Source organism: Lachnoanaerobaculum gingivalis (assembly GCF_003862475.1).
In the GTDB taxonomy this organism is placed as follows: domain Bacteria; phylum Bacillota; class Clostridia; order Lachnospirales; family Lachnospiraceae; genus Lachnoanaerobaculum; species Lachnoanaerobaculum gingivalis.
This window is the reverse complement of record NZ_RRCO01000009.1, coordinates 1-21,512: the sequence shown is the minus strand read 5'-3', so window position 1 is coordinate 21,512 and position 21,512 is coordinate 1. Positions and strand designations below refer to the sequence as shown.

The 21,512-nt window shown below is 35.9% G+C and carries 20 protein-coding genes; 19 read left to right on the top strand and 1 reads right to left on the bottom strand.

Annotation, left to right across the window (positions count from 1 at the left end; all coding sequences use genetic code 11):
• The first annotated feature begins 7 nt into the window (after window positions 1-7).
• The 18 genes from rsgA to EHV10_RS14140 all read left to right on the top strand — a co-directional run bounded on the left by rsgA (window position 8) and on the right by EHV10_RS14140 (window position 17,934).
• The gene (gene rsgA, locus EHV10_RS14225) at window positions 8-910 is read left to right on the top strand and encodes a ribosome small subunit-dependent GTPase A (RefSeq protein WP_207667173.1); all 903 of its coding nucleotides are present in this window, start codon (window positions 8-10) and stop codon (window positions 908-910) included.
• A complete protein-coding gene (gene rpe, locus EHV10_RS14220) occupies window positions 907-1,566 on the top strand; it encodes a ribulose-phosphate 3-epimerase (RefSeq protein WP_128675219.1) in 660 nt (219 codons plus the stop codon). Before rsgA ends, rpe begins: the two co-directional genes overlap by 4 nt.
• Before the next feature lie 9 nt (window positions 1,567-1,575).
• The gene (locus EHV10_RS14215) at window positions 1,576-2,226 is read left to right on the top strand and encodes a thiamine diphosphokinase (protein WP_128675218.1); all 651 of its coding nucleotides are present in this window, start codon (window positions 1,576-1,578) and stop codon (window positions 2,224-2,226) included.
• A 91-nt stretch (window positions 2,227-2,317) separates the two neighbouring features.
• Window positions 2,318-3,184: a hypothetical protein gene (locus EHV10_RS14210; RefSeq protein WP_128675217.1), complete on the top strand. Its 867-nt coding sequence runs from the start codon at window positions 2,318-2,320 to the stop codon at window positions 3,182-3,184.
• Between the two features lie 95 nt (window positions 3,185-3,279).
• Entirely contained in the window at window positions 3,280-3,651 is a 372-nt protein-coding gene (locus tag EHV10_RS14205; protein WP_128675216.1) for a GntR family transcriptional regulator, read from the top strand.
• Window positions 3,644-4,345 carry an ATP-binding cassette domain-containing protein gene (locus EHV10_RS14200; RefSeq protein WP_128675215.1) on the top strand — a complete coding sequence of 234 codons (702 nt, stop codon included), beginning with the start codon at window positions 3,644-3,646 and terminating at the stop codon, window positions 4,343-4,345. The genes EHV10_RS14205 and EHV10_RS14200 overlap by 8 nt, the downstream gene beginning before the upstream one ends.
• Window positions 4,335-5,174, top strand: a complete 840-nt coding sequence (locus EHV10_RS14195; protein WP_128675214.1) for a hypothetical protein — start codon at window positions 4,335-4,337, stop codon at window positions 5,172-5,174. Before EHV10_RS14200 ends, EHV10_RS14195 begins: the two co-directional genes overlap by 11 nt.
• Window positions 5,175-5,307: 133 nt before the next feature.
• Window positions 5,308-5,904 (top strand): ECF transporter S component, encoded by a 597-nt coding sequence (locus EHV10_RS14190; RefSeq protein WP_007591025.1) that lies wholly within the window; start codon window positions 5,308-5,310, stop codon window positions 5,902-5,904.
• 178 nt (window positions 5,905-6,082) lie between these two features.
• Complete coding sequence (gene purC, locus EHV10_RS14185; RefSeq protein WP_128675213.1) at window positions 6,083-6,790, top strand: phosphoribosylaminoimidazolesuccinocarboxamide synthase; 708 nt, start codon at window positions 6,083-6,085, stop codon at window positions 6,788-6,790.
• A 9-nt stretch (window positions 6,791-6,799) separates the two neighbouring features.
• The gene (gene purB, locus EHV10_RS14180; protein WP_128675212.1) at window positions 6,800-8,230 is read left to right on the top strand and encodes an adenylosuccinate lyase; all 1,431 of its coding nucleotides are present in this window, start codon (window positions 6,800-6,802) and stop codon (window positions 8,228-8,230) included.
• A gap of 10 nt (window positions 8,231-8,240) precedes the next feature.
• Window positions 8,241-9,518, top strand: a complete 1,278-nt coding sequence (locus tag EHV10_RS14175) for an adenylosuccinate synthase (protein WP_128675211.1) — start codon at window positions 8,241-8,243, stop codon at window positions 9,516-9,518.
• Window positions 9,519-9,587: 69 nt separating this feature from the next.
• A complete protein-coding gene (gene pheS / locus EHV10_RS14170; RefSeq protein ID WP_128675210.1) occupies window positions 9,588-10,607 on the top strand; it encodes a phenylalanine--tRNA ligase subunit alpha in 1,020 nt (339 codons plus the stop codon).
• A 49-nt stretch (window positions 10,608-10,656) separates the two neighbouring features.
• Window positions 10,657-13,077, top strand: coding sequence for a phenylalanine--tRNA ligase subunit beta (gene pheT, locus EHV10_RS14165; protein ID WP_128675209.1), 2,421 nt, complete (start codon window positions 10,657-10,659; stop codon window positions 13,075-13,077).
• Between the two features lie 67 nt (window positions 13,078-13,144).
• The gene (locus EHV10_RS14160; RefSeq protein WP_128675208.1) at window positions 13,145-14,629 is read left to right on the top strand and encodes a bacterial Ig-like domain-containing protein; all 1,485 of its coding nucleotides are present in this window, start codon (window positions 13,145-13,147) and stop codon (window positions 14,627-14,629) included.
• A gap of 79 nt (window positions 14,630-14,708) precedes the next feature.
• The gene (secG, locus tag EHV10_RS14155) at window positions 14,709-14,939 is read left to right on the top strand and encodes a preprotein translocase subunit SecG (RefSeq protein WP_034212181.1); all 231 of its coding nucleotides are present in this window, start codon (window positions 14,709-14,711) and stop codon (window positions 14,937-14,939) included.
• A gap of 43 nt (window positions 14,940-14,982) precedes the next feature.
• Complete coding sequence (rnr, locus tag EHV10_RS14150; RefSeq protein ID WP_128675207.1) at window positions 14,983-17,124, top strand: ribonuclease R; 2,142 nt, start codon at window positions 14,983-14,985, stop codon at window positions 17,122-17,124.
• A complete protein-coding gene (gene smpB, locus EHV10_RS14145) occupies window positions 17,108-17,569 on the top strand; it encodes an SsrA-binding protein SmpB (RefSeq protein ID WP_007591038.1) in 462 nt (153 codons plus the stop codon). Before rnr ends, smpB begins: the two co-directional genes overlap by 17 nt.
• Window positions 17,570-17,652: 83 nt before the next feature.
• Complete coding sequence (locus EHV10_RS14140) at window positions 17,653-17,934, top strand: LysM peptidoglycan-binding domain-containing protein (protein WP_128675206.1); 282 nt, start codon at window positions 17,653-17,655, stop codon at window positions 17,932-17,934.
• A gap of 27 nt (window positions 17,935-17,961) precedes the next feature.
• On the opposite strand, the gene EHV10_RS14135 is transcribed toward EHV10_RS14140, so the two are convergent.
• Window positions 17,962-19,017, bottom strand: coding sequence for a tyrosine-type recombinase/integrase (locus EHV10_RS14135; RefSeq protein WP_128675205.1), 1,056 nt, complete (start codon window positions 19,015-19,017; stop codon window positions 17,962-17,964).
• Window positions 19,018-19,241: 224 nt separating this feature from the next.
• Between EHV10_RS14135 and eno the strand changes: the two genes are divergently transcribed.
• On the top strand, window positions 19,242-20,540 hold the full coding sequence (gene eno, locus EHV10_RS14130; protein ID WP_128675204.1) for a phosphopyruvate hydratase: 1,299 nt from the start codon (window positions 19,242-19,244) through the stop codon (window positions 20,538-20,540).
• The last annotated feature ends 972 nt before the right edge of the window (window positions 20,541-21,512 follow it).

Below are 21,512 nucleotides of genomic sequence, written 5' to 3'. Positions count from 1 at the left end.
AGAAGATATGAGCAAAATTTATTTTGCAAAGATAATAAAGGGGATTGCAGGTTTTTATTATTGTATAATCCTTGATGAGGGAGAAAGAAAAGGTCAGATTTTTGAATGCAAGGCAAAGGGCATTTTCAGAAAATTAGGCGTAAAGCCGCTTGTGGGTGACAATGTAGACTTTGAAATCACGGACACAAAAGATTTTGAAGGAAATATTGTAAAGATATATAAAAGAAAAAATGCCCTGATAAGACCTGCAGTAGCCAATATAGATAAAGTTGTGCTTGTTTTGGCGGTGGAATCACCGTCTCCGGCATTTTACTATTTGGACAAATATTTGATAAATATGTCAAATGCCGGAATAAAAGTGGAGATATGCTGGAACAAGACGGATCTTAACATGGATAAGGCCTTGGAATATGCAAAAATATATAATGATGCGGGATTTAAAAATATTATAGCTTCAACTTTTGAAGAAAAAGGACTTGAATATTTAAAAGAGGCTCTTAAAGGTGAGGTAAGTGTACTTGCCGGAGCATCGGGAGTCGGAAAGTCCTCTATAACAAATATACTTGCACCGAAAGCAAATATGGATACAAATACTGTCAGCAGAAAAATAGAAAGAGGCAGGCATACTACCAGACATTCCGAGCTGTTTATGATTGACAGTGACACCTTTGTATTTGATACTCCGGGATTTACAAGTGTGGAATCACCTACATTTGATAAGGAGGAGCTCAGATTTCATTTCCATGAGTTTGAAGAGTATGAGGGGAAATGCAGATTCGCAGGTTGTATGCATATAAATGAGCCGGATTGTGCCGTAAAGCAGGCCTTGGAAGAAAAACTTATCGGTGAATCCAGGTATCAAAGCTATAAAAAAATGTATGAAGAGCTTTCTGAAAGGAGAAAGTATTGAAAAAGAATATTGCACCATCACTACTTGCAGCTGACTTCTTTGATTTATCATCACAGATGAAGCTATTAAAAGAAGGAAATATAAAAGTTTTACATCTGGATGTAATGGACGGAATGTTTGTACCGAGTATTTCATTTGGAATGCCTGTTATAAGTTCATTAAGAAAATCTGTAGATTTTTTCTTTGATGTACATATGATGGTAGAAAATCCGGAGAGATATATTGAAGATTTTTACAATAGTGGAGCCGACGGTATAACGATACATTTTGAGGCTTGCAAGCATATAGACAGATGTATATCACAAATAAAGTCCTTTGGACTTAGAAGCGGTATATCCATAAATCCAGCAACTCCGGTTTCACTCTTAGAAAATATCATTTCAGAAGTGGATATGGTACTTATAATGAGTGTAAATCCGGGATTTGGAGGACAAAAATTTATTCCCTACAGTTTGGATAAGATAAGAGAACTCTCAAAAATGAGAGAAAAGAAAAATCAGAAACTTTTGATACAGGTGGACGGAGGAGTAGGTATAGATAATATAAAAGCTCTTTCAGATGCCGGAGTCGATGAGTTTGTGGCAGGTTCTTCAGTATTTAAAGGTGATATTTTAAAGAATATAAAAGCTTTAAATGATGCACTGGGAGAGGTATAGATATTGTAAATGAATGCAATAATTGTTACCGGTGGGGATATAGATATATCATTATTGGAAAACTATATAGCCGAAAATAAAGAAGATATTATTATCAGTGTGGATGCGGCAATTACAAAGCTTGAAAAAATAAATTTAATCCCTCATATAATGGTTGGAGATTTTGATACACTGTCTGACGATGATAGGTTAAAAAAATATGCAGAACTTGATGTTGAGATAGTAAAACATGATCCGGTAAAGGATTTCTCAGACAGTGAACTTGCGGTGGACAGAGCCGTAAAAGTCGGTATAAAAAACATCGCAGTTTTTGGGGCTCTCGGAAAGAGATTTGACCATGCCTTTGCCAATATTTTGATACTTCAAAAGTATAAAAAACTTGGAGTGGATATAACCATATACGACAAATACAATAAGATATATGTCAAATCAAATCATTTCATCCTGGAAAGAGGAAAACTTTGGGGAAAATACATAAGCTTTTTTTCACTTGAAGAAAAAAACTTTATGGAGAAACTCGAAGGAGTAAAGTATCCTATTGAAAACAGAATAATTGACAATATAGCGACTCCAAGCCTTTATATAAGCAATGAGATAAAAGGTGATAAGTTGAAAGCCACTTTTAGCGGAGACTTACTTGTAGTGGAGAGCAGAGATTAAAGAATGTAAAGCAGACTTTCAGTAATTGAAGGTCTGTTTTTGCATAAAATATAGTATAATAAATATATAAAAAGGCTTAAAGGAGTATTCTATGTTTATAGAGATGATAAAGAGTGAATTTAAGCAATTAATGGGAGTATTTAAACTCACATTGTTATCAATAGCTATTGTGACAGGAATTATTTTTTTGGTTGTGCATTTTATATTTTTAATTTTGGGGGTAGAGAGCGTAGGAACAATAGTATTATGGCATTTACTCTATGCTATTGCTAATATGTTTTTGCAGTTACTATATCCTTTTTTGTCAATCATTTTGTATGTTTTTGGAGGAGATGTTTTTTATAGAAATATTTATTCTGTAGATACATTATCTGCAAATAAACTTATATTAAGTAAATTTATTCCTATGGTAATATTTCAGATAACAGTAAGAGTTGCACTATTTATATCGACAGAAAGAGTACTAGGTGGATTTTATTCGTTAAGATATGGCTATGGATATGGAATTTCATTTGCTGATCTGGTGGCTTTTTCAGAGTTTGCTTTTATTGATGTTTCCAATGACTGTAGTACTATAGGCCGTTTCGGATTTGAAATTTTTACAGCTAAAATTCTTGGGATTTTTGCAACTACATTGCTTTTGTGGTTATGTGTCTCTATAGGAAAATCAATAAAAAAAATAGGTGGCGTGATTACAATAGTACTTTTCACGGCTATATTCGTTTTATTTTTTGGTGATGAAATTATAGAACCTATAATTATGAACATAATTCGTAGCTATCCAAAAGAAGCGCTGGAGACCGGATTAAATGAAATTCACTGCCATGTAAGAGCAATAGCATCAATATTAAAAAATACTGTATTGATAATAATATATTACATTCTAAGCTATATTATTGTCAAAATAGGACTTAAAAGAAATAAGGAGCAAGGTAAACCGGCCAAAGAATTAATGTAAATCATTATTAATAAAAAAATTATTTACAAATATTAAATATTTGTTTATTCTTATAGTGTATTAATGAAGTAGTACAATAAACGGAAGGGGAGTATATGGAATGGAAGGTGAAATCTGACAGAGCCGTGTATTTGCAGATTATTGATTATATAAGAATGCAAATATTTTCAGGTGAGATAGGATGCGGAGATAAGCTTCTGAGCGTAAGAGAGCTTTCAAATGTGTTGAATGTAAACCCAAATACTGTCCAAAGGGCGTATGCGGAGCTTGAGAGAACGGGGCTTGTAGATACTATAAGAAATACAGGTAGAGAAGCTACAAATAATAGGGAAATAATTAAGCAAAGCAAAGAGGAAATGGCAAGAGAATATACATCGGAATATTTTTTTAATATGGTTAATATGGGGTTTTCAAAAGAGGAAATAATTAAGAACATAGAGAAGATGGAGGAAGTGAAAAATGCTTGATTTACTTAGTTTAAAGGCTGTCAGTAAAAAATATGGAATTAAAAAGGCACTGAATAATATAAACCTGAATATACCGTCCGGAAAAATTGTAGGGCTGTTCAGTCCTAAGGGTGGAGGTAAAACTACTTTAATGAAGATAATTACAGGTGTATTAAAGCAGACTGAGGGAGTAGTGAGTGTTGACGGAGTTGAACCGAATGAAATAACCAAATCCTATGTTGCATATCTTCCGGATAAAATTTTCCTTGATGAAAGTATGACGGTTAAAGATACAATATGTATGCATGCCGATTTTTATGAGGATTTCTCCAAAGACAGAGCCTATGATATGTTTAATGATTTAAAGATTCCGGATAAATTCAAGATAAAGGCTTTGTCAAAAGAAAACAGAAGAAAGTTGCAAGCTATACTTGTTATGAGTAGGAATGCAAAGCTCTACGTTTTGGACGAACCCTTCATTAATGTAGACGCTGATGCAAGAGATTATATACTGAAAATAATTTTAAGTAACTATAATAGGAATGCCGGCATTTTGATATCTACAAGTATTACTCCGGAGGTGGAGAGTATGCTTGACGAGGTTATATTTATAAGGGACGGAGAAATCATATTATATGATACTGTAGACCGTATAAGAAATGAAAAAGGCTGTTCTATAGACGAATATTTCAAGGAGGTATTAAATGTCGGGTAAATTGATAAAATATGAATTTAAGCAAATGAAATCTGCACTTTTACCGGTAGCAATAGCGCTTGCTGTTATTACGGGAATAATTTTCTGTGTAGTAATAGTTCCGATGTTGGTTTTTGGAATTAATGACTCGGAGGGAGGTATATTATCGATTTTTTTGGCATATATAACTTTTATTTTATACGTAGTTATATTGATTGTTACAGGAATAGGTATGAATATATATATAGGAGTCAGGTTTTATAAAACTGTGTATTCAGGTGTAGGATATTTTACAAATACATTGCCTTTAAAGAAACATGAGATTATTTTGGGTAAGGTAATACCGGCGGTAGTAGTACAAACAATTGTAACGCTGATGATTGTTGTATCGGCAAGTATCATATTGGGTGGATATATATTGGTAACAGACGGATTTGGAGATTTGATGCTTTATATAGCAAGATTTAAAGGTGCAGTACTGGGTGATTTTACAATGTTAAACGGTATGGGAATTGTACTTGGAATAGTCTTTGGCTGTTTATTTGCAATTATACAAACAGTTTCCAATACATTGCTTTTATTTTTAGCAGTTTCAATCGGGCAGCTGTTTAATTCACATAAAATCTTGATGAGTGTAATAATATTTATAGTTATGAACAGAGTATTTAATGCTGTTGACGCAATAATAGAAGTGATAACAAAAGCATTTGTATACGGGCCTTTTATACATAGTCCAGGTGTATATAGTATCATTACAATGATTTTAATTGGTACAAAGAATATAATAATAGCTGTAATTGCCTATGCAATAAGCTATCGCATACTCAGAGATAAATTGAATTTGGAATAATAATTAAAATAAAAACGAGGAAAATATATTCAAATAATATAAGTGGTATGATTGAAACTATTCAAAGTGGATATTTTAATCATACCACTATTTTTATATACTTATGTCAGCCAAAAATGATGGAGGAAAGATCATGGAAAGAACAAAAGACAGTACGGTTTTTAAACTTGTAGCAACGGCACTTATGGCGGCATTATGTTATGTGAGTTTCACATATTTAAAGATACCGATTCCTACAATATCAGGTGATATGACAGCCTTACATATAGGAAACGCTTTTTGTGTTATTGCTGCGATATTGCTTGGAGGAGTATATGGCGGTATAGCGGGAAGCCTTGGAATGACCATAGCTGATATTTTAGATCCGGTATATATAACATCTGCACCTAAGACATTTATATTAAAGCTTTGCATCGGACTTATTGCAGGTTTTGTCGCACATAAAATAGCACATATTACAGAAAATCATGATACAAAGTATATTATGAAGTGGACTGCAATATCTTCAATTTGTGGACTGGGATTCAATGTTATATTCGATCCTATAGTAGGATATTTGTATAAGGTATATATTTTGGGAGTTCAGGCGGATGCCGCAAAGATCATGGCTACATGGGCGGCAGGTACAACTCTTATAAATGCAATAGTAAGTACAGTATTGATAGTAATACTTTATGCGGCTCTTAGGCCTGTGCTTATTAAGTCGGGATTATTCCTAAAAATAAAATAGATACTCCGTTTTAGAGGATATTTCTATTCACTCCCAGGTGAATAGAGATATCCTTTTTTTCCTAATATATTGCCACATCCTTTATAGTGGTATATAATACAACCGTGGTATCTGCCCGCTTTGTTTTATTGGTGGACAGAGGGATATTGTAGATTTTGAAAGCAAATGGAGGTGTACAATGGAGAAGTTGGAGCAGCTGTATGAAGGAAAAGCTAAGAAAGTATTTAAGACTGCGGACCCTGATGTGCTCATAGTTTCTTATAAGGATGATGCCACAGCATTTAACGGAGAGAAAAAAGGAACAATAGTAGGAAAAGGTGCGATTAATAATCGTATGACAAATCATCTATTTAAACTTTTGGAAAAGAAGGGCGTTCCTACTCATTATATCGAAGAGCTTAACGACAGAGAGACTGCTGTAAAAGCTGTAAAGATAGTACCGCTTGAGGTAATAGTGAGAAACTACTCTGCAGGAAGCTTTGCTAAAAAGCTCCGCATGGAAGAGGGAATCAAGTTAAAAACTCCTACCTTGGAATTTTCCTATAAAGATGATGATCTTGGAGATCCTTTTATAAACGGTTATTATGCATTGGCGCTTGATCTTGCAACTCAGGATGAGATTGACAAGATTGCCTCATACGCTTTCAAAGTAAATGAAACACTGATTAATTATTTTGACGGACTTGGAATAGACCTGATAGATTTTAAAATAGAATTCGGCAGATATAAGGGAGATATAATTCTTGCTGATGAGATATCACCGGACACATGCAGATTATGGGATAAAGAAACCCATGAAAAACTGGATAAGGACAGATTCAGAAGAGATTTGGGCGGAGTGGAAGATGCCTACGCCGAAGTATTTAAAAGACTTGGTATACAATAGGAGGAAGGCTTGAAAGATAGATATATTAGTCCGCTTTCAGAAAGATATGCAAGTGCAAAGATGCAATATATTTTTTCACAGGACAAGAAGTTTAAAACTTGGAGAAAACTGTGGATTGCTCTTGCAGAGACGGAAAAAGAACTCGGCCTGAATATTACTGATGAGCAAATAGAAGAATTAAAGAAATTTCAGGATGATATAAATTTTGATGTGGCAAAGGAAAGGGAAAAGCAAGTAAGGCATGATGTAATGAGTCATGTATACGCCTACGGAGTACAATGTCCAAAAGCAAAAGGTATTATTCATCTTGGAGCAACCAGCTGTTATGTAGGAGATAATACGGATATTATCATAATGAAGGAAGCACTGGAGCTGGTAAAAGAAAAGCTTATCAATGTAATAAACGAACTTTCAAAGTTTGCTTTAAAATATAAGGATTTGCCTACTTTGGCATTTACTCATTTCCAACCGGCACAGCCTACCACAGTGGGTAAGAGAGCTACACTTTGGATAAATGAGCTTTTGCTAGATTATGAGGATGTAAATTATACTCTTGAGAATTTAAAGCTTTTGGGATGTAAGGGTACTACAGGTACTCAAGCCTCTTTTGTGGAACTTTTTGACGGAGATGATGAGAAGATAAATAAAATAGATCCTATGATTGCAAATAAGATGGGATTTAAGGAATGTTATCCTGTTTCAGGGCAAACATACTCAAGAAAAGTGGATATCAAGGTATTAAATGTGCTTGCAGGTATTGCGGCTTCGGCACATAAGTTCTCAAATGATATCAGACTTTTGCAACATTTAAAAGAGATTGAAGAGCCTTTTGAAAAGTCACAGATAGGCTCATCAGCTATGGCATATAAGAGAAATCCGATGAGAAGCGAGAGAATTGCATCCTTGGCAAACTATGTAATGAGTGATGTTATGAATCCTATGATGGTGGCATCCACTCAGTGGTTTGAAAGGACACTTGACGATTCCGCAAATAAGAGACTTTCAATACCTGAAGGCTTTTTAAGCATAGACGGTATACTTGATTTATATTTAAATGTAGTGGACGGATTGGTGGTATATCCGAAAGTTATAGAAAAACATTTGATGTCAGAATTGCCTTTTATGGCTACAGAGAATATAATGATGGATGCGGTAAAAGCCGGTGGAGACAGGCAGGAGCTGCATGAAAGAATTAGAGAGCTTTCAATGATTGCCGGAAAGAATGTAAAAGAACTTGGTGAAGAAAACAATCTGCTTGATTTGATTGCAAAAGATCCTATGTTCAATCTTTCAAAGGAAGAATTGAAAGAGTCTATGAAGCCTGAAAAATATATCGGAAGAAGCAGCGTTCAGGTTGAAGATTTTATAAAAAGAATTATCAAGCCTATACTGGATGAAAATAAAGATATTCTGGGATTAAAGGCTGATATAAATGTGTAAGGAGAATTAAATGGTAAGAGCTATTGTAGGCGCCAATTGGGGCGACGAAGGTAAGGGCAAAATCACAGATATGCTTGCGGCAAAGGCGGATATTATTATTCGTTTTCAGGGTGGCAGCAATGCAGGTCATACAATTATAAACAATTACGGTAAGTTTGCTTTGCATCTGTTGCCGTCAGGAGTATTTTATGATCATACAACAAGCATTATAGGAAACGGTGTTGCACTTAATATTCCATATCTTGTTAAAGAGATAAACGAACTGGTTGAAAAAGGTGTACCGAGACCTAAGATTTTGGTATCAGACAGAGCACAGCTTCTGATGCCATATCATATTTTGCAGGATACCTATGAGGAAGCAAGACTTGCCGGAAAAGCATATGGCTCTACCAAGTCAGGAATAGCTCCTTTTTATTCAGATAAGTTTGCAAAAATCGGAATACAGGTAAGTGAGCTTTTTGATGATGAAATATTGGAAGAAAAGGTTGAAAAGATTTGTACATTAAAAAATGTTATGTTCAAGCATCTTTACAATATGCCTGAGCTTGATAAAACAGAACTTATGAATACACTTCATGAGTACAGAGATATGGTTGAACCTTTTGTATGCGATGTGAGTTCATATCTTTACAAGGCTATAAAAGAAGGAAAGAATATTCTCCTTGAGGGTCAGCTGGGTTCACTAAAGGATCCTGACCACGGAATCTATCCTATGGTTACATCATCTTCCACATTGGCTGCATACGGTGCTATCGGTGCAGGTATTGCTCCATATGAGATAAAAGAAATCACAACAGTGGTTAAGGCCTACTCATCAGCGGTAGGCGCAGGAGAATTCGTCAGTGAGATAGAGGATGAGGCTGCTGCAGATGAACTTAGAAGAAGAGGTGGAGACGGTGGTGAGTTCGGTGCTACCACAGGAAGACCCAGAAGAATGGGATGGTTTGATGCTGTAGCATCCAGATACGGTGTAAGAATTCAGGGTACTACAGAGGTCGCACTTACAGTACTTGATGTACTCGGATATCTAAAGGAGATTCCTGTATGTGTAGGCTATGATATAAATGGTGAGATAACCAAGGACTTCCCTACGACAAATAAATTAAAGATTGCAAAACCTGTATATGAATATCTTCCGGGATGGAATTGTGATATCAGAGGTATAAAGAAGTATGAGGAATTGCCTGAGAATTGTAGGAAGTATATTGAGTTTATAGAAAAAGAACTTGAAGTACCTGTAAAGTTGGTAAGCAATGGACCGGGTAGAGATGATATTATCTATAGATAGGACTTTTGCCGGCCCCATATTAGTTTAAACTGATATGGGGCATGACTATTCATTAAATAAGGAGAAAAAATGCTGGACATAATAGAGAAACTTCAAAAAGAAGCTTTAGAAAAGATAAACAGTGCAGAAAACAAAGAAAGATTGAATGAGCTTAAGGTAGCATATCTTGGTAAAAAGGGCGAACTTACCGCTCTTCTTAAAAATATGAAAAATATAGCTCCTGAAGAAAGAGCTGAATTCGGTAAAGTAGTAAATGAAGCAAGAGAAGCTATTGAAAATACATTAAATAATGTCGGAAGCGAGCTTGCAAAGCTTGCGCTTGAGGCAAAGTTAAAAGCGGAGACTATAGATGTCACATTGCCTGCAAACAAGAGAGAATTCGGGCACAATCATCCGAATGTAATCGCATTACATGAAGTTGAAAAAATATTTACAAATATGGGATATGAGGTTGTGGAAGGACCTGAGATAGAGTTTGATGAATACAACTTTACAAAGCTTAATATTCCTGAGGATCACCCTGCAAAGGATGAACAGGATACCTTCTACATAACAAAGGATATAGTGCTTCGTACTCAGACATCACCCGTACAGGCAAGAATTATGGAGACAGGAAAGCTTCCTATAAAGATGATAAGCCCGGGAAGAGTGTATCGTTCAGACGAAGTGGATGCCACTCATTCACCTACATTTAACCAGATAGAGGGACTTATTGTAGATAAGGATATCACATTTGCAGATCTTAAGGGAACACTTGAGGTATTTGCTAAAAAATTATTTGGAGAAGATACTAAAGTTAAGTTCAGACCTCACCATTTCCCGTTTACAGAGCCAAGTGCAGAGATGGATGTGACCTGTTTTAAATGTCATGGAAGCGGATGCAGATTCTGTAAGGGCAGCGGTTGGATAGAGATCCTTGGTTGTGGAATGGTACATCCACATGTATTTGATATGTGTGGTGTAGACAAGAATGAATACAACGGTTTTGCATTCGGTATCGGACTTGAGAGAATCGCTCTATTAAAGTATGAAATCGATGATATGAGACTTTTATACGAGAATGATATCAGATTCTTAAAGCAATTCTAATAAAGCTTGTACAAAATATTATATTTACAGTAAATAACAGAGGTGAAGAATGGATACAGCATTATCATGGATAAAGGCCTATGTGCCTGACTTGGAAGTCACTCCAAGTGAATATACAGATGCAATGACTCTTACCGGAACAAAGGTAGAGGGTTATAAAGAATTGGATAAAAATCTCGATAAAATAGTTGTAGGAGAGATTCTTTCAATAGAGAAACATCCTGATGCGGATAAACTTATTGTTTGTCAGGTGGATGTCGGAAATGAAAAAATACAGATAGTTACAGGAGCGCCTAATGTTTCGGTAGGTGATAAGGTGCCTGTAGTTTTAGACGGCGGAAAAGTTGCAGGAGGACATGACGGAAGTCCGTTGCCTGAAAATGGCATCAAGATAAAGAAAGGTAAGCTTCGCGGAGTTGAGTCATTCGGTATGATGTGCTCTATTGATGAGCTTGGACAAGATAAGAACTACTTCCCTGATGCACCTGAAAACGGAATATATATCTTGCCAAAGGATGCGAAAGTCGGCAGCGATGCTATAGAACTTTTAGGACTTAGAGATACAGTATTTGAGTATGAAATCACATCAAACAGAGTGGACTGCTACGGAGTAATAGGAATTGCAAGAGAGGCTGCTGCTACATTTAAGAAAAAGCTTGTTTTACCGCAGGTAAATACAACAGGAAATTCTGAGAATGTAAATGATTATTTGTCTGTGGAAGTGAAGGATGAAACTCTTTGCAAGAGATACGTGGCAAGAGTTGTAAAGAATATAAAGCTTGCACCGTCACCGGCATGGATGCAGCAAAGACTTCGTGCAGTGGGAATAAGACCTATAAATAATATAGTGGATATAACAAACTATGTTATGGCAGAGTACGGTCAGCCTATGCATGCTTTTGATTACAATCTTATCGAAGGACAAAAAATAGTTGTAGACAGAGCAAAGGACGGAGATGAGTTTGAAACTCTTGACGGAGTGGTAAGAAAGCTTGACAGCAACATACTTATGATAAATGATGCTAAAAAAGCTGTAGCCATTGCCGGAATTATGGGTGGTGAGAACTCAAAGATTACAGATGATGTAAGCACAATGATATTTGAATGCGCTACATTTGACGGTACAAATATCAGACTTTCATCAAAGAGAATAGGACTTCGTACAGATTCATCAGGAAAATTTGAAAAGGGACTTGATCCGAACAATGCTTACGATGCTATGATGAGAGCATGTTCCCTGGTGGAAGAACTTGGAGCGGGAGAAGTAGTAGGCGGAACTGTTGATGTTTACCCGATAAAGGCGGTAGAGTCAAGAGTAGCCTTTGAGCCTGAAAGAATCAATAAATTACTTGGAACTTCCATATCAAAGGAAGATATGCTTGAAATCTTTGACAGAATTGAGTTAAAATACGATAAAGAGACTAATGAGATTGTGGCTCCTACATTCAGACAGGATATTCACTTCATGGCGGATTTGGCCGAGGAAGTGGCAAGATTTTTCGGATACGATAAGATACCGACAACATTGCCTAAATCAAGCGCTACTATAGGCGGTATCAGTATGAAGCTTGAAATAGAAGAATTTGCAAGAGAGGTGGCAAAGTTCTTAGGATTCTCAGAGGCGATGAACTATTCATTTGAGAGTGCAAAGGTTTTTGACAAGCTCGGATTATCAAAGGACAGCCATTACAGAAAAGCAATAGAGATTTCAAATCCTCTTGGTGAAGATTTCAGAATGATGAGAACTCAGGCTGTAAACGGTATACTTAATTCTCTTTCAACAAATTACAACAGAAGAAATAAGGATGTGCATTTATTTGAGCTTGCAAACATCTATATTCCTAAGGAGCTTCCTTTAAAGGAATTGCCTGATGAGAGAATGCAGTTTGTACTTGGATTCTACGGTAAGGAAAACTTCTTTGATATGAAGGGTGTGGTAGAGGAATTCTTATATACAATAGGAATTGCATGTAAGCTTCACTATGATCCAAGTTGTAAGGAAGAGTTCTTACATCCGGGAAGAAAGGCCGATATAGTACTTGACGGAGTTCGCCTCGGATATTTGGGTGAGGTGCATCCGATTGTATGTGAAAATTATAAATTGGGTGAGAAGACCTATATAGCGGTACTTGATATGCCGAATGTAATTCCTTTTGTAAACTTTGATATTAAATATACAGGAATAGCAAAATATCCTGCAATTTCAAGAGATATTTCATTGGTAGTGCCAAGAAGCGTTTTGGTAGGTGAGATTGAGGATATAATTTCTGAAAACGGCGGAAGCAATCTTGAGTTCTTTAATCTGTTTGATATCTACGAGGGAGATCAGATAGAGGCAGGATTTAAGTCGGTGGCTTATTCACTTACATTCAGAAACAAGGAAAGAACTCTTCTTGATGCGGATGTGAATGAGGTTATGGATAAGATATTAAAGAAGCTTGAGGAAAAGAATATCAGAATCAGATCCTAGTTTAAATTAAGCTGTGGGGTAATCTTTGACAGATATGTGCTTTGTTTTAGAAAAGTGAGAGATAGATATGGTTAGAAGTAGAGGAAGGAAAAAGAAAAGTAAAGCTTTTATCAGGTACTTTTGTCTTTTTGTGTTTTCAGTTATATTGCTTACTTCTGTGCTAGTCGGAGATGACACCAGAGCTTATGGAGAAGGAAGAAATGCCGTATTTAAAAACCCTATAAATCCGGATTATGAAAGCAATGATAACGGAGTTAAGACATCATTCAGAATTAGAGTACTTAATAATCTGAGTGGAGAAACCGAATATGGTTCAAATGCTATGTCCTTGATTTCCGTGAGCGAGAATGATAATAGAAGAAGTATTATAAAAAATTTTGCTGATATACTGGATATGGATATTTACAGTAATCTCTGTCTAAGTGCAAATATTGAAAACAGTTCGGATGTGGAAAGAGATATAAGTTTTGATATAACACTGCCTCCTAAGACGGAGGGCAGTGTGTCTGAGCTTAGACTTATAAACTCAAGTCTTGATATTTTTACCGGAGATCTATCAGGTGTTGATATAAAGTATGTGACTGACGGAAAGACTGTCACAGAGACTGAAAGAAAGTCCGGAAAAAAGGTGGATTTTAATAAGGTTAATTCTGTAAAGATAGATGGGAAATTAGCTGCAGGACAAAAATTTGAAGGCATTTTGCCTATGGAAATCATAGAGCGAAGAATGGTAATAGAAAAAAAAGATGATTTTGTGGATGATTTGAAGACTATTGAAGAAGTTAATACAAATAATATCTTTGTTTTCAAATTGGATTACAGATATCCTATCAAGAAAGAACTTAATATGAGTATAGCAACCTGCCACGGAAGTGACAGGGCGGAAGATTTTTTAAACGGAAAAACAGTAGGTATAGTAAGGCGTGATGAGGAAAGCTATGATATATTGCCGAATGATATAATTGAAAAGCTTCCGGGAGCCAATGCGGCATTCTGTTCGATGTTTACTACAGATGAAAAGAAAGACGCATTTGTAAACGATTACAGCTATATCAGTGTCAATACAAAGGATTTACAGAGCCTTGTAAATGACAGAGGATATTCCCTCCTTATAAAAAACGGTTCATTACAGGATAAATACAGTTTTATAGTCGGAGAAAAAAAGCATATATACGATGAAGGACTTGAATTACATCTTGGTAAAAAGGATAAGTATAATCATTCTCTTTCAAAGGTATATGTAGAGTTTCAAAAGATTCTTGATTGTAAAGACCTTGAGATTACAGTCGGAAGTGAGTGGAAAAACTTTGACAATCTTGTAACCGCAAAGATTCAAAATGATGATGAGATTACGGAAATTGACAGGAGAAAAATAAAGGTTGAGTCTAATGTGAACACAAGTAAAACAGGTGACTACTCTGTAAAATATTCTTATGAAATTTTGCCGAGTATATGGGTAAGTAACAGTGCTAAGGTAAAGGTCACAGGAAACAAAGAGTCTTCACAGACTGAGAAAGAGAAAAACAGTGACAGCAATGTAAGGATTGAGTAATAAAATCCGGCTTGCAATTAGTACTGTTTAGTGATATTATAAGAACAGTTTTGTATTTTAATGGAGTGTAAATATGTTAATGTTAAACAGGATTATTTCAATAATATTTATTTTAGTATGCGTTTTCCTGACTGCAGTAGTATTATTTCAGGAAGGAAATGAGCAGGGACTTGGTTCAATAGGCGGTATTGCCGATACATATTGGGGTAAGAACAGAGGCCGTTCGGTTGAAGGCTTACTTGAGAAGCTTACAAAGGTTGCTGCGGCATTATTTTTGATTTTATCATTGGTTTTAAATATTGTTAAATAACAAAAAGCACTCAAAAGAGTGCTTTTTATTTATAAAGGTTTATATGGATAAGAATTTAGAAAAAAGAAAAAAGATAGTGATGGACTTTATAGAAAGCCCTCTGTACGTGCCTATGAAGGCAAAAGAACTGGCGGTTTTTTTTAACGTTGATAAAGAAAGAAGACCTGAGCTGGATGAAGTATTGAAAGAATTGCTGCTTGAAGGCAGACTTGAAATAAGCAAAAGAGGTAAGTATAAAAAACCTGAGAATAAGTTTTTAATCGGTGAGTTTATGGCAAATCCAAAGGGATTCGGTTTTGTAAGAGTGGAAGGAAGAGATTCGGATATATTTATTCCTGCCGATTATACAGCAAATGCCATGAACGGAGATCAGGTAAAAGTTGTTATAGATATTGAAAGCAGCGAAAAAAGAGCTGAAGGACATATTATAGGTATAGAAAAGCATGCCAATATTCAAATGGTAGGTTATTACAAGAAGAATAATAAATTCGGCTTTGTATTGCCTGACGACACAAAGATTTTAAAAGATATATATATTCCTGCAGCAAGAGATAAGGGTGCAAAAACCGGAGATAAGGTGGTTGTTGAGATCACAGATTTCGGTGGTGATAAAAAGAAGCCTGAGGGCAAGGTCATTGAAATTCTTGGAAAAAGCACGGATGCAGGAGTTGATATACTTTCCATAGTCAGAGCTTTCGGTCTCCCTGAAAAGTTTGGCGATGATGTGGAAAATGAATTGAAAAAAATTCCGAGTACGGTTCTTGAAAAAGATATAAAAGGAAGACAGGATTTCAGAGATCTGGTTACCGTTACAATAGACGGTGAGGATGCAAAGGATTTGGATGATGCCATAACACTTGAGAAGAATGGAAATATATGGCATTTGGGGGTTCATATAGCGGATGTTACTCATTATGTGAGAGAGAATACAGCACTTGATAAGGAGGCATTACACAGAGCTACAAGCGTATATCTGGTAGACAGAGTGATTCCTATGCTTCCGAGAAAGCTAAGTAACGGAATCTGTTCATTAAATCAGGGTGAAGACAGACTTGCACTTTCATGTTTGATGGAGATAGATGAAAAGGGTAATATAATAGGACATAATATCTGCGAGAGTGTTATTAATGTAAATGAGAGAATGACATATACTGCGGTTAATGAAATTATTACAGATTCAAATGAGGAGACAAAGAAAAGGTACAGCGATTATATTGAGCTTTTTAATAATTTCAAACTTGTATCCGAACTTCTAAGAGGCGCAAGAACAAAACGTGGATCTATAGATTTTGACCTGCCGGAGAGTAAGGTAATACTTGATAAAAACGGTAAGGCGGTAGATATTAAGCCATATGAAAGGAATTCGGCTACAAAGCTTATAGAGGATTTTATGCTTGCTGCAAATGAGACCGTAGCAGAGGATTTTTTCTGGCAGGATTTGCCGTTTCTTTATAGAGTCCATGAAAATCCGGATCCCGAAAAGATAAAGAGTCTGGCAATTTTCATAAATAACTTCGGCTTTACGCTCAGAAGAAAAAATGATGAAGTATCTCCGAAGGAACTTCAAAAGCTTCTGGCAAGCATTGAAGGAAGTGATGCCGAGGCCATTATATCAAGGATTGCGCTCAGAAGTATGAAGCAGGCAAGGTATGATACATCATGCATAGGTCATTTCGGTCTTGCGGCAAAATATTATACTCATTTTACCTCACCTATAAGAAGGTATCCCGACCTGCAGATACATAGGATAATAAAAGAAAATATAAAAAACGGACTTTCCGAAAGACGGACAGAGCACTACAGAGCTATTTTGGACGGTGTAGCTTTACAATCATCACAGATGGAAAGAAGAGCCGAGGAAGCCGAAAGAGAGACTGTAAAGTATAAAAAATGCGAATATATGCTTGGGCATATGGGAGAGGAATTTGACGGCATAATAAGCGGAGTTACAAGCTTCGGTATATTTGTAGAGCTTGAAAACACTGTGGAAGGGTTTATAAGAATGGCCGACTTGGAAGGCGATTACTTCGTCTATAATGAAGCCGGATATGAACTTGTAGGAGAAATTACAAAAAAGAAATTTGTTTTGGGTCAAAAGGTAAGAGTAAAAGTCTATGATATAGACAGACTTGCAAAGAGAATTGACTTTAAACTTGTAAAGGAGAGAGATGGCAGAGGGGATTAAGATAATAGCAAATAATAAAAAAGCATATTTTGATTATTTTATCTTGGAAAACTATGAAACAGGCATTGAGCTGTTCGGAACGGAGGTAAAATCTGTAAGAATGGGTCATGTTTCAATAAAGGAATCATGGATAAGAATCGAACGCGGTGAAGTCTTTATCATGGGAATGCATATCAATCCTTATGAGAAGGGAAATATATTCAATAAAGATCCCTTGAGAGTAAGAAAACTTCTGATGCATAAGAAAGAGATATTAAAGCTCGATTCAAAGCTTAATGAAAAAGGACTGACCATAGTACCTTTAAAGGTGTATTTAAAGGGAAGTCTTGTAAAGGTTGAAATAGGTTTGGCAAGGGGAAAGAAAAACTATGATAAGAGAGAGACACTTGCCAAAAAGACACAGCAAAGAGAAATAGAGAAGGCGATGAAGAGAAGTATGAGGTAAAAAAACATATGTTCGATTTTCTCTTGACAAACATATGTTCTTATTGTAGACTTATTACATAGAACAAATGTTTGGAGGAGAATATGAGAAAAGTATTTTTAGCATTCATTTTTACATTGTTTTTAATAAGCTTTTTACTTGGCAGGGCAAATACTACAAGAGCCGGCATGGATACAGAGAATATAAGATATACATCAGTTAAAGTTGAGTACGGCGACAGCCTTGAGAGTATATCTGAAAAATATAATAATACAGGTATATCTAATGGCAAGTATATAGAACAGATTATGGATATGAACGGAATGGACAGCAATAAGGTGCATCCCGGTTGCTTTATACTTGTAAGCTATAAGGTCGACAGATAATTCCAAATATATTGAGGGAGAAATAAATTATTTCTCCCTCAGCTTTACCACATTTCTGGCGCTTCTTCGCCTGTCATCTTCTATAGCCGCATAGTGTTTTTTGGTTGTGTTTACATCACTGTGACCCAGAACATCAGCCACCAGGTATATATCACCTGTTTCCTTATATAGATTTGTGCCATATGTGGAACGAAGCTTATGTGGAGTTATTTTCTTTAAAGGACTGATTATCTTGGCATATTTTTTCACAAGATTTTCAACACTACGAACGGATAGTCTTTTGTTTTGTATTGATAAGAAAAATGCACCTTCATGTCCGCTTTCTTCCAGAATTAAAACTCTTTCATCATAATAGTTTTGCAGAGCTTCCTTTACCTCATCTGAAAAATATATTGTAACATCTTTTCCACCTTTTCTATGAATCAAGATCCCGTTATTTTTAAAGTCCACATCGGATATATCAAGTCCCACACATTCGGATACTCTTATTCCTGTACCGAGCAATAAAGAGAGCAGTGCCACATCACGTACTTTGGTCTTTCCATGATAGGCTCTTTGTCTGTCACTGAGTCCTTCGCCGTTTTCAGCTTCATCTATCATCATTGCGACTTCATCAATATCAAGTCTAATAATTTCTTTAGAATGTAATTTCGGCAATTGCACTCTTTCCATGATGTTTTCGCTTAGCTTCTCGGTACGATAAAAATATTTAAATACACTCTTTAGTGTGGATATTTTTCTTTTTATGGCATTTTCCTTATTTGATATTTTCTTACCGTCAGTGTCACGATATTTTAAATACTCCATATACTCCTCAATATCTGTTACAGTAAGACTTTCAAGTACTGAAATAGGTATATCGGTTAGATCGGTATAGGATTTTTTAATACTTGGATTTTCTTCAAGCAGAAACTGCAAAAATATTTTTATATCATAGGCATAGGCAATTTGAGTTCTTGATTGTGTACGAGGCTCAATTCCTCTAAAAAAGTCTTTAAAAAATGCAGGCAGCTCTGAAAGCATTGTTCTGAGCTTCTTTATATTCTCTATATCGACTTGTTCATTATACTTATAGTCAGGCATAAATTCCCCTTAATATATCTAAAATAGTGAAGTAATCATCGAAGTTTACATTTTTGTACCTGATTGCTCGGCACAATATAATCTAATATTCAACAGTATAACAAAATTATATATTTTTATATAGAGTTATCTTGAGATTTATGTTATTATACTATCGTCGCATAGAGTTATAATTTTATCATATAGGTTAAGCGATATATGAGACCAAAAGGAGGTTTTTACCAATGAACTATTTAGAAATTGAGAAGGTTATCGGAAGAGAAATACTTGACTCAAGAGGAAATCCGACAGTTGAGGCTGAGGTTTATCTTGTAGACGGAACAATCGGAAGAGGAACAGCTCCATCAGGTGCATCTACAGGTGAGTTTGAGGCGCTTGAGCTTAGAGACGGTGACAAGTCACGTTACCTCGGAAAGGGTGTTTCAAAGGCTGTTGAGAATATAAATACAACTATCAATGATGTACTTGAAGGTATGGATGCATCAGATATCTATGCTGTAGATAAGGCAATGATCGAGGCCGACGGAACAAAGGATAAGTCAAAGCTCGGTGCTAATGCAATCCTTGCAGTATCAATAGCTTGTGCAAGAGCGGCAGCTATTTCACTTGATATTCCGCTTTACAGATTCCTTGGTGGTGTAAATGCAAACAGACTTCCTGTACCGATGATGAACATCTTAAACGGTGGTGCTCATGCATCAAACAACGTAGACGTTCAGGAGTTTATGATTATGCCTGTAGGAGCTCCAAGCTTCAAAGAGGCTCTTAGATGGTGTGCTGAAGTATTCCACAACCTTGCAGCACTTTTAAAGGCTGAAGGACTTGCTACAAGTGTAGGTGATGAGGGTGGTTTTGCTCCAAACCTTACAGGTGGCGATGAGGAAGCTATCGAGTTCATTCTTAAGGCTGTTGAGAAGGCAGGATATAAGCCGGGCGTTGATTTCATGATCGCTATGGATGCAGCATCAAGTGAGTGGAAGACAGGTACAATCGGAAAGTATAAGCTTCCAAAAGCAGGAACAGAGTTCACATCTGCAGAGCTTGTTGAGCATTGGAAGAAGCTTGTTGAGAAGTATCCTATCATCTCTATCGAGGACGGTCTTGATGAGGAAGATTGGGAAGGATGGAAGCTTCTTACAAAGGAACTTGGCGGAAAAGTTCAGCTTGTAGGTGATGACTTATTCGTTACAAATACTGAGAGACTTAAGAAGGGTATCGACAACGGTTGTGCAAACTCAATTCTTATAAAGCTCAATCAGATCGGTTCCGTTTCTGAGACACTTGAGGCTATAAAGATGGCTCACAAGGCAGGATATACTTCAATTTCTTCACACAGATCAGGTGAGACAGAGGATACAACTATAGCAGACCTTGCTGTAGCTCTTAACACATGTCAGATTAAGACAGGTGCACCTTCAAGATCTGAGAGAGTTGCTAAGTACAATCAGTTACTTAGAATCGAAGAGGAGCTTGGTGAGAGCGCTTGCTACCCTGGTATGGCAGCATTCAATGTAAAGAGATAATTTACATATAAATTTGAATAAAACAATATTGCCGGTTTCGGGCTTTGCCCGGAGCCGGTTTTTTGTTGTGCTTTTTTAAAACTTTATTTCTGACGAAAATATTAAGAACAGGACTTAATGAATAAGGATATGGATAAAAGACATGTGTACAATAGCTTGACTATTTGAGTAGATGTATAATACATTGCAAACAATCTTGCTTCTGTTTTAATCACTAAAAATAAGAGCTAAAAAATAAAAAAATATATTCAAATATGCTGTTTAATTTATAAAAACTGAAAAAAGTATTACAGCAAAAGATATAAAAACAAAACGATAATTAAAGATTTGACTTATTTGACAAAACACTAAAATAATAATATTATATGAATATAATATTAACGTAACCTTAAAGCATTAGAGTGTGGAGTGAGATATGCGTGGAATAAACTTATATAGGACATATTATGTCAGATATCCGTGTTGGCATTAAATAACTGACAGGACGGTAACTTGCAAAAATTTTAAAAGGACTGTAGAAAAATTTTCTGAAATATCTATAAGAACAAACAGTATAAAAAACATAATTTAGGTTTTTACAGTAATAACATGATATAAATTTCTTTATACAAAAATTACTTACAAAGATATTTTTTCATATCTTTGCGAGTTGTTTTGTTTGCATAGAGAAAATATATAAATAATTTAACCGGATATAGAGACTGATTTAATGCAGACACATTAAACAGTGATATGGGAGTATGCATGTAGAGCATGGTATAGGACCTTATATTCATGTTGATACACAATCAAGGAGGTGGTTTGATGAAGAAAAAGAGGGTAGTAAGTCAAGCAGGCTTGCTGGCGGTTTCCGCTTTGTTCCTCTGGGCCAATCCGTTCACTGTACATGCAGAAGGATGGGATAACTCAGGCGGTGAGTGGAGATATTTGGATAATGCCAATAACGCAGTGTCCGAGGCTTGGAGAAAGTCG

Excerpts from the sequence above, each read along its gene's own strand:
- rsgA (WP_207667173.1), top strand. The coding sequence starts at position 8 with ATGAGCAAAATTTATTTTGCAAAGATAATAAAGGGGATTGCAGGTTTT.
- EHV10_RS14215 (WP_128675218.1), top strand. The coding sequence starts at position 1,576 with ATGAATGCAATAATTGTTACCGGTGGGGATATAGATATATCATTATTG.
- EHV10_RS14210 (WP_128675217.1), top strand. The coding sequence starts at position 2,318 with ATGTTTATAGAGATGATAAAGAGTGAATTTAAGCAATTAATGGGAGTA.
- EHV10_RS14205 (WP_128675216.1), top strand. The coding sequence starts at position 3,280 with ATGGAATGGAAGGTGAAATCTGACAGAGCCGTGTATTTGCAGATTATT.
- EHV10_RS14200 (WP_128675215.1), top strand. The coding sequence starts at position 3,644 with ATGCTTGATTTACTTAGTTTAAAGGCTGTCAGTAAAAAATATGGAATT.
- EHV10_RS14195 (WP_128675214.1), top strand. The coding sequence starts at position 4,335 with ATGTCGGGTAAATTGATAAAATATGAATTTAAGCAAATGAAATCTGCA.
- EHV10_RS14190 (WP_007591025.1), top strand. The coding sequence starts at position 5,308 with ATGGAAAGAACAAAAGACAGTACGGTTTTTAAACTTGTAGCAACGGCA.
- purC (WP_128675213.1), top strand. The coding sequence starts at position 6,083 with ATGGAGAAGTTGGAGCAGCTGTATGAAGGAAAAGCTAAGAAAGTATTT.
- EHV10_RS14175 (WP_128675211.1), top strand. The coding sequence starts at position 8,241 with ATGGTAAGAGCTATTGTAGGCGCCAATTGGGGCGACGAAGGTAAGGGC.
- pheS (WP_128675210.1), top strand. The coding sequence starts at position 9,588 with ATGCTGGACATAATAGAGAAACTTCAAAAAGAAGCTTTAGAAAAGATA.
- pheT (WP_128675209.1), top strand. The coding sequence starts at position 10,657 with ATGGATACAGCATTATCATGGATAAAGGCCTATGTGCCTGACTTGGAA.
- EHV10_RS14160 (WP_128675208.1), top strand. The coding sequence starts at position 13,145 with ATGGTTAGAAGTAGAGGAAGGAAAAAGAAAAGTAAAGCTTTTATCAGG.
- secG (WP_034212181.1), top strand. The coding sequence starts at position 14,709 with ATGTTAAACAGGATTATTTCAATAATATTTATTTTAGTATGCGTTTTC.
- rnr (WP_128675207.1), top strand. The coding sequence starts at position 14,983 with ATGGATAAGAATTTAGAAAAAAGAAAAAAGATAGTGATGGACTTTATA.
- smpB (WP_007591038.1), top strand. The coding sequence starts at position 17,108 with ATGGCAGAGGGGATTAAGATAATAGCAAATAATAAAAAAGCATATTTT.
- EHV10_RS14140 (WP_128675206.1), top strand. The coding sequence starts at position 17,653 with ATGAGAAAAGTATTTTTAGCATTCATTTTTACATTGTTTTTAATAAGC.
- EHV10_RS14135 (WP_128675205.1), bottom strand. The coding sequence starts at position 19,017 with ATGCCTGACTATAAGTATAATGAACAAGTCGATATAGAGAATATAAAG.
- eno (WP_128675204.1), top strand. The coding sequence starts at position 19,242 with ATGAACTATTTAGAAATTGAGAAGGTTATCGGAAGAGAAATACTTGAC.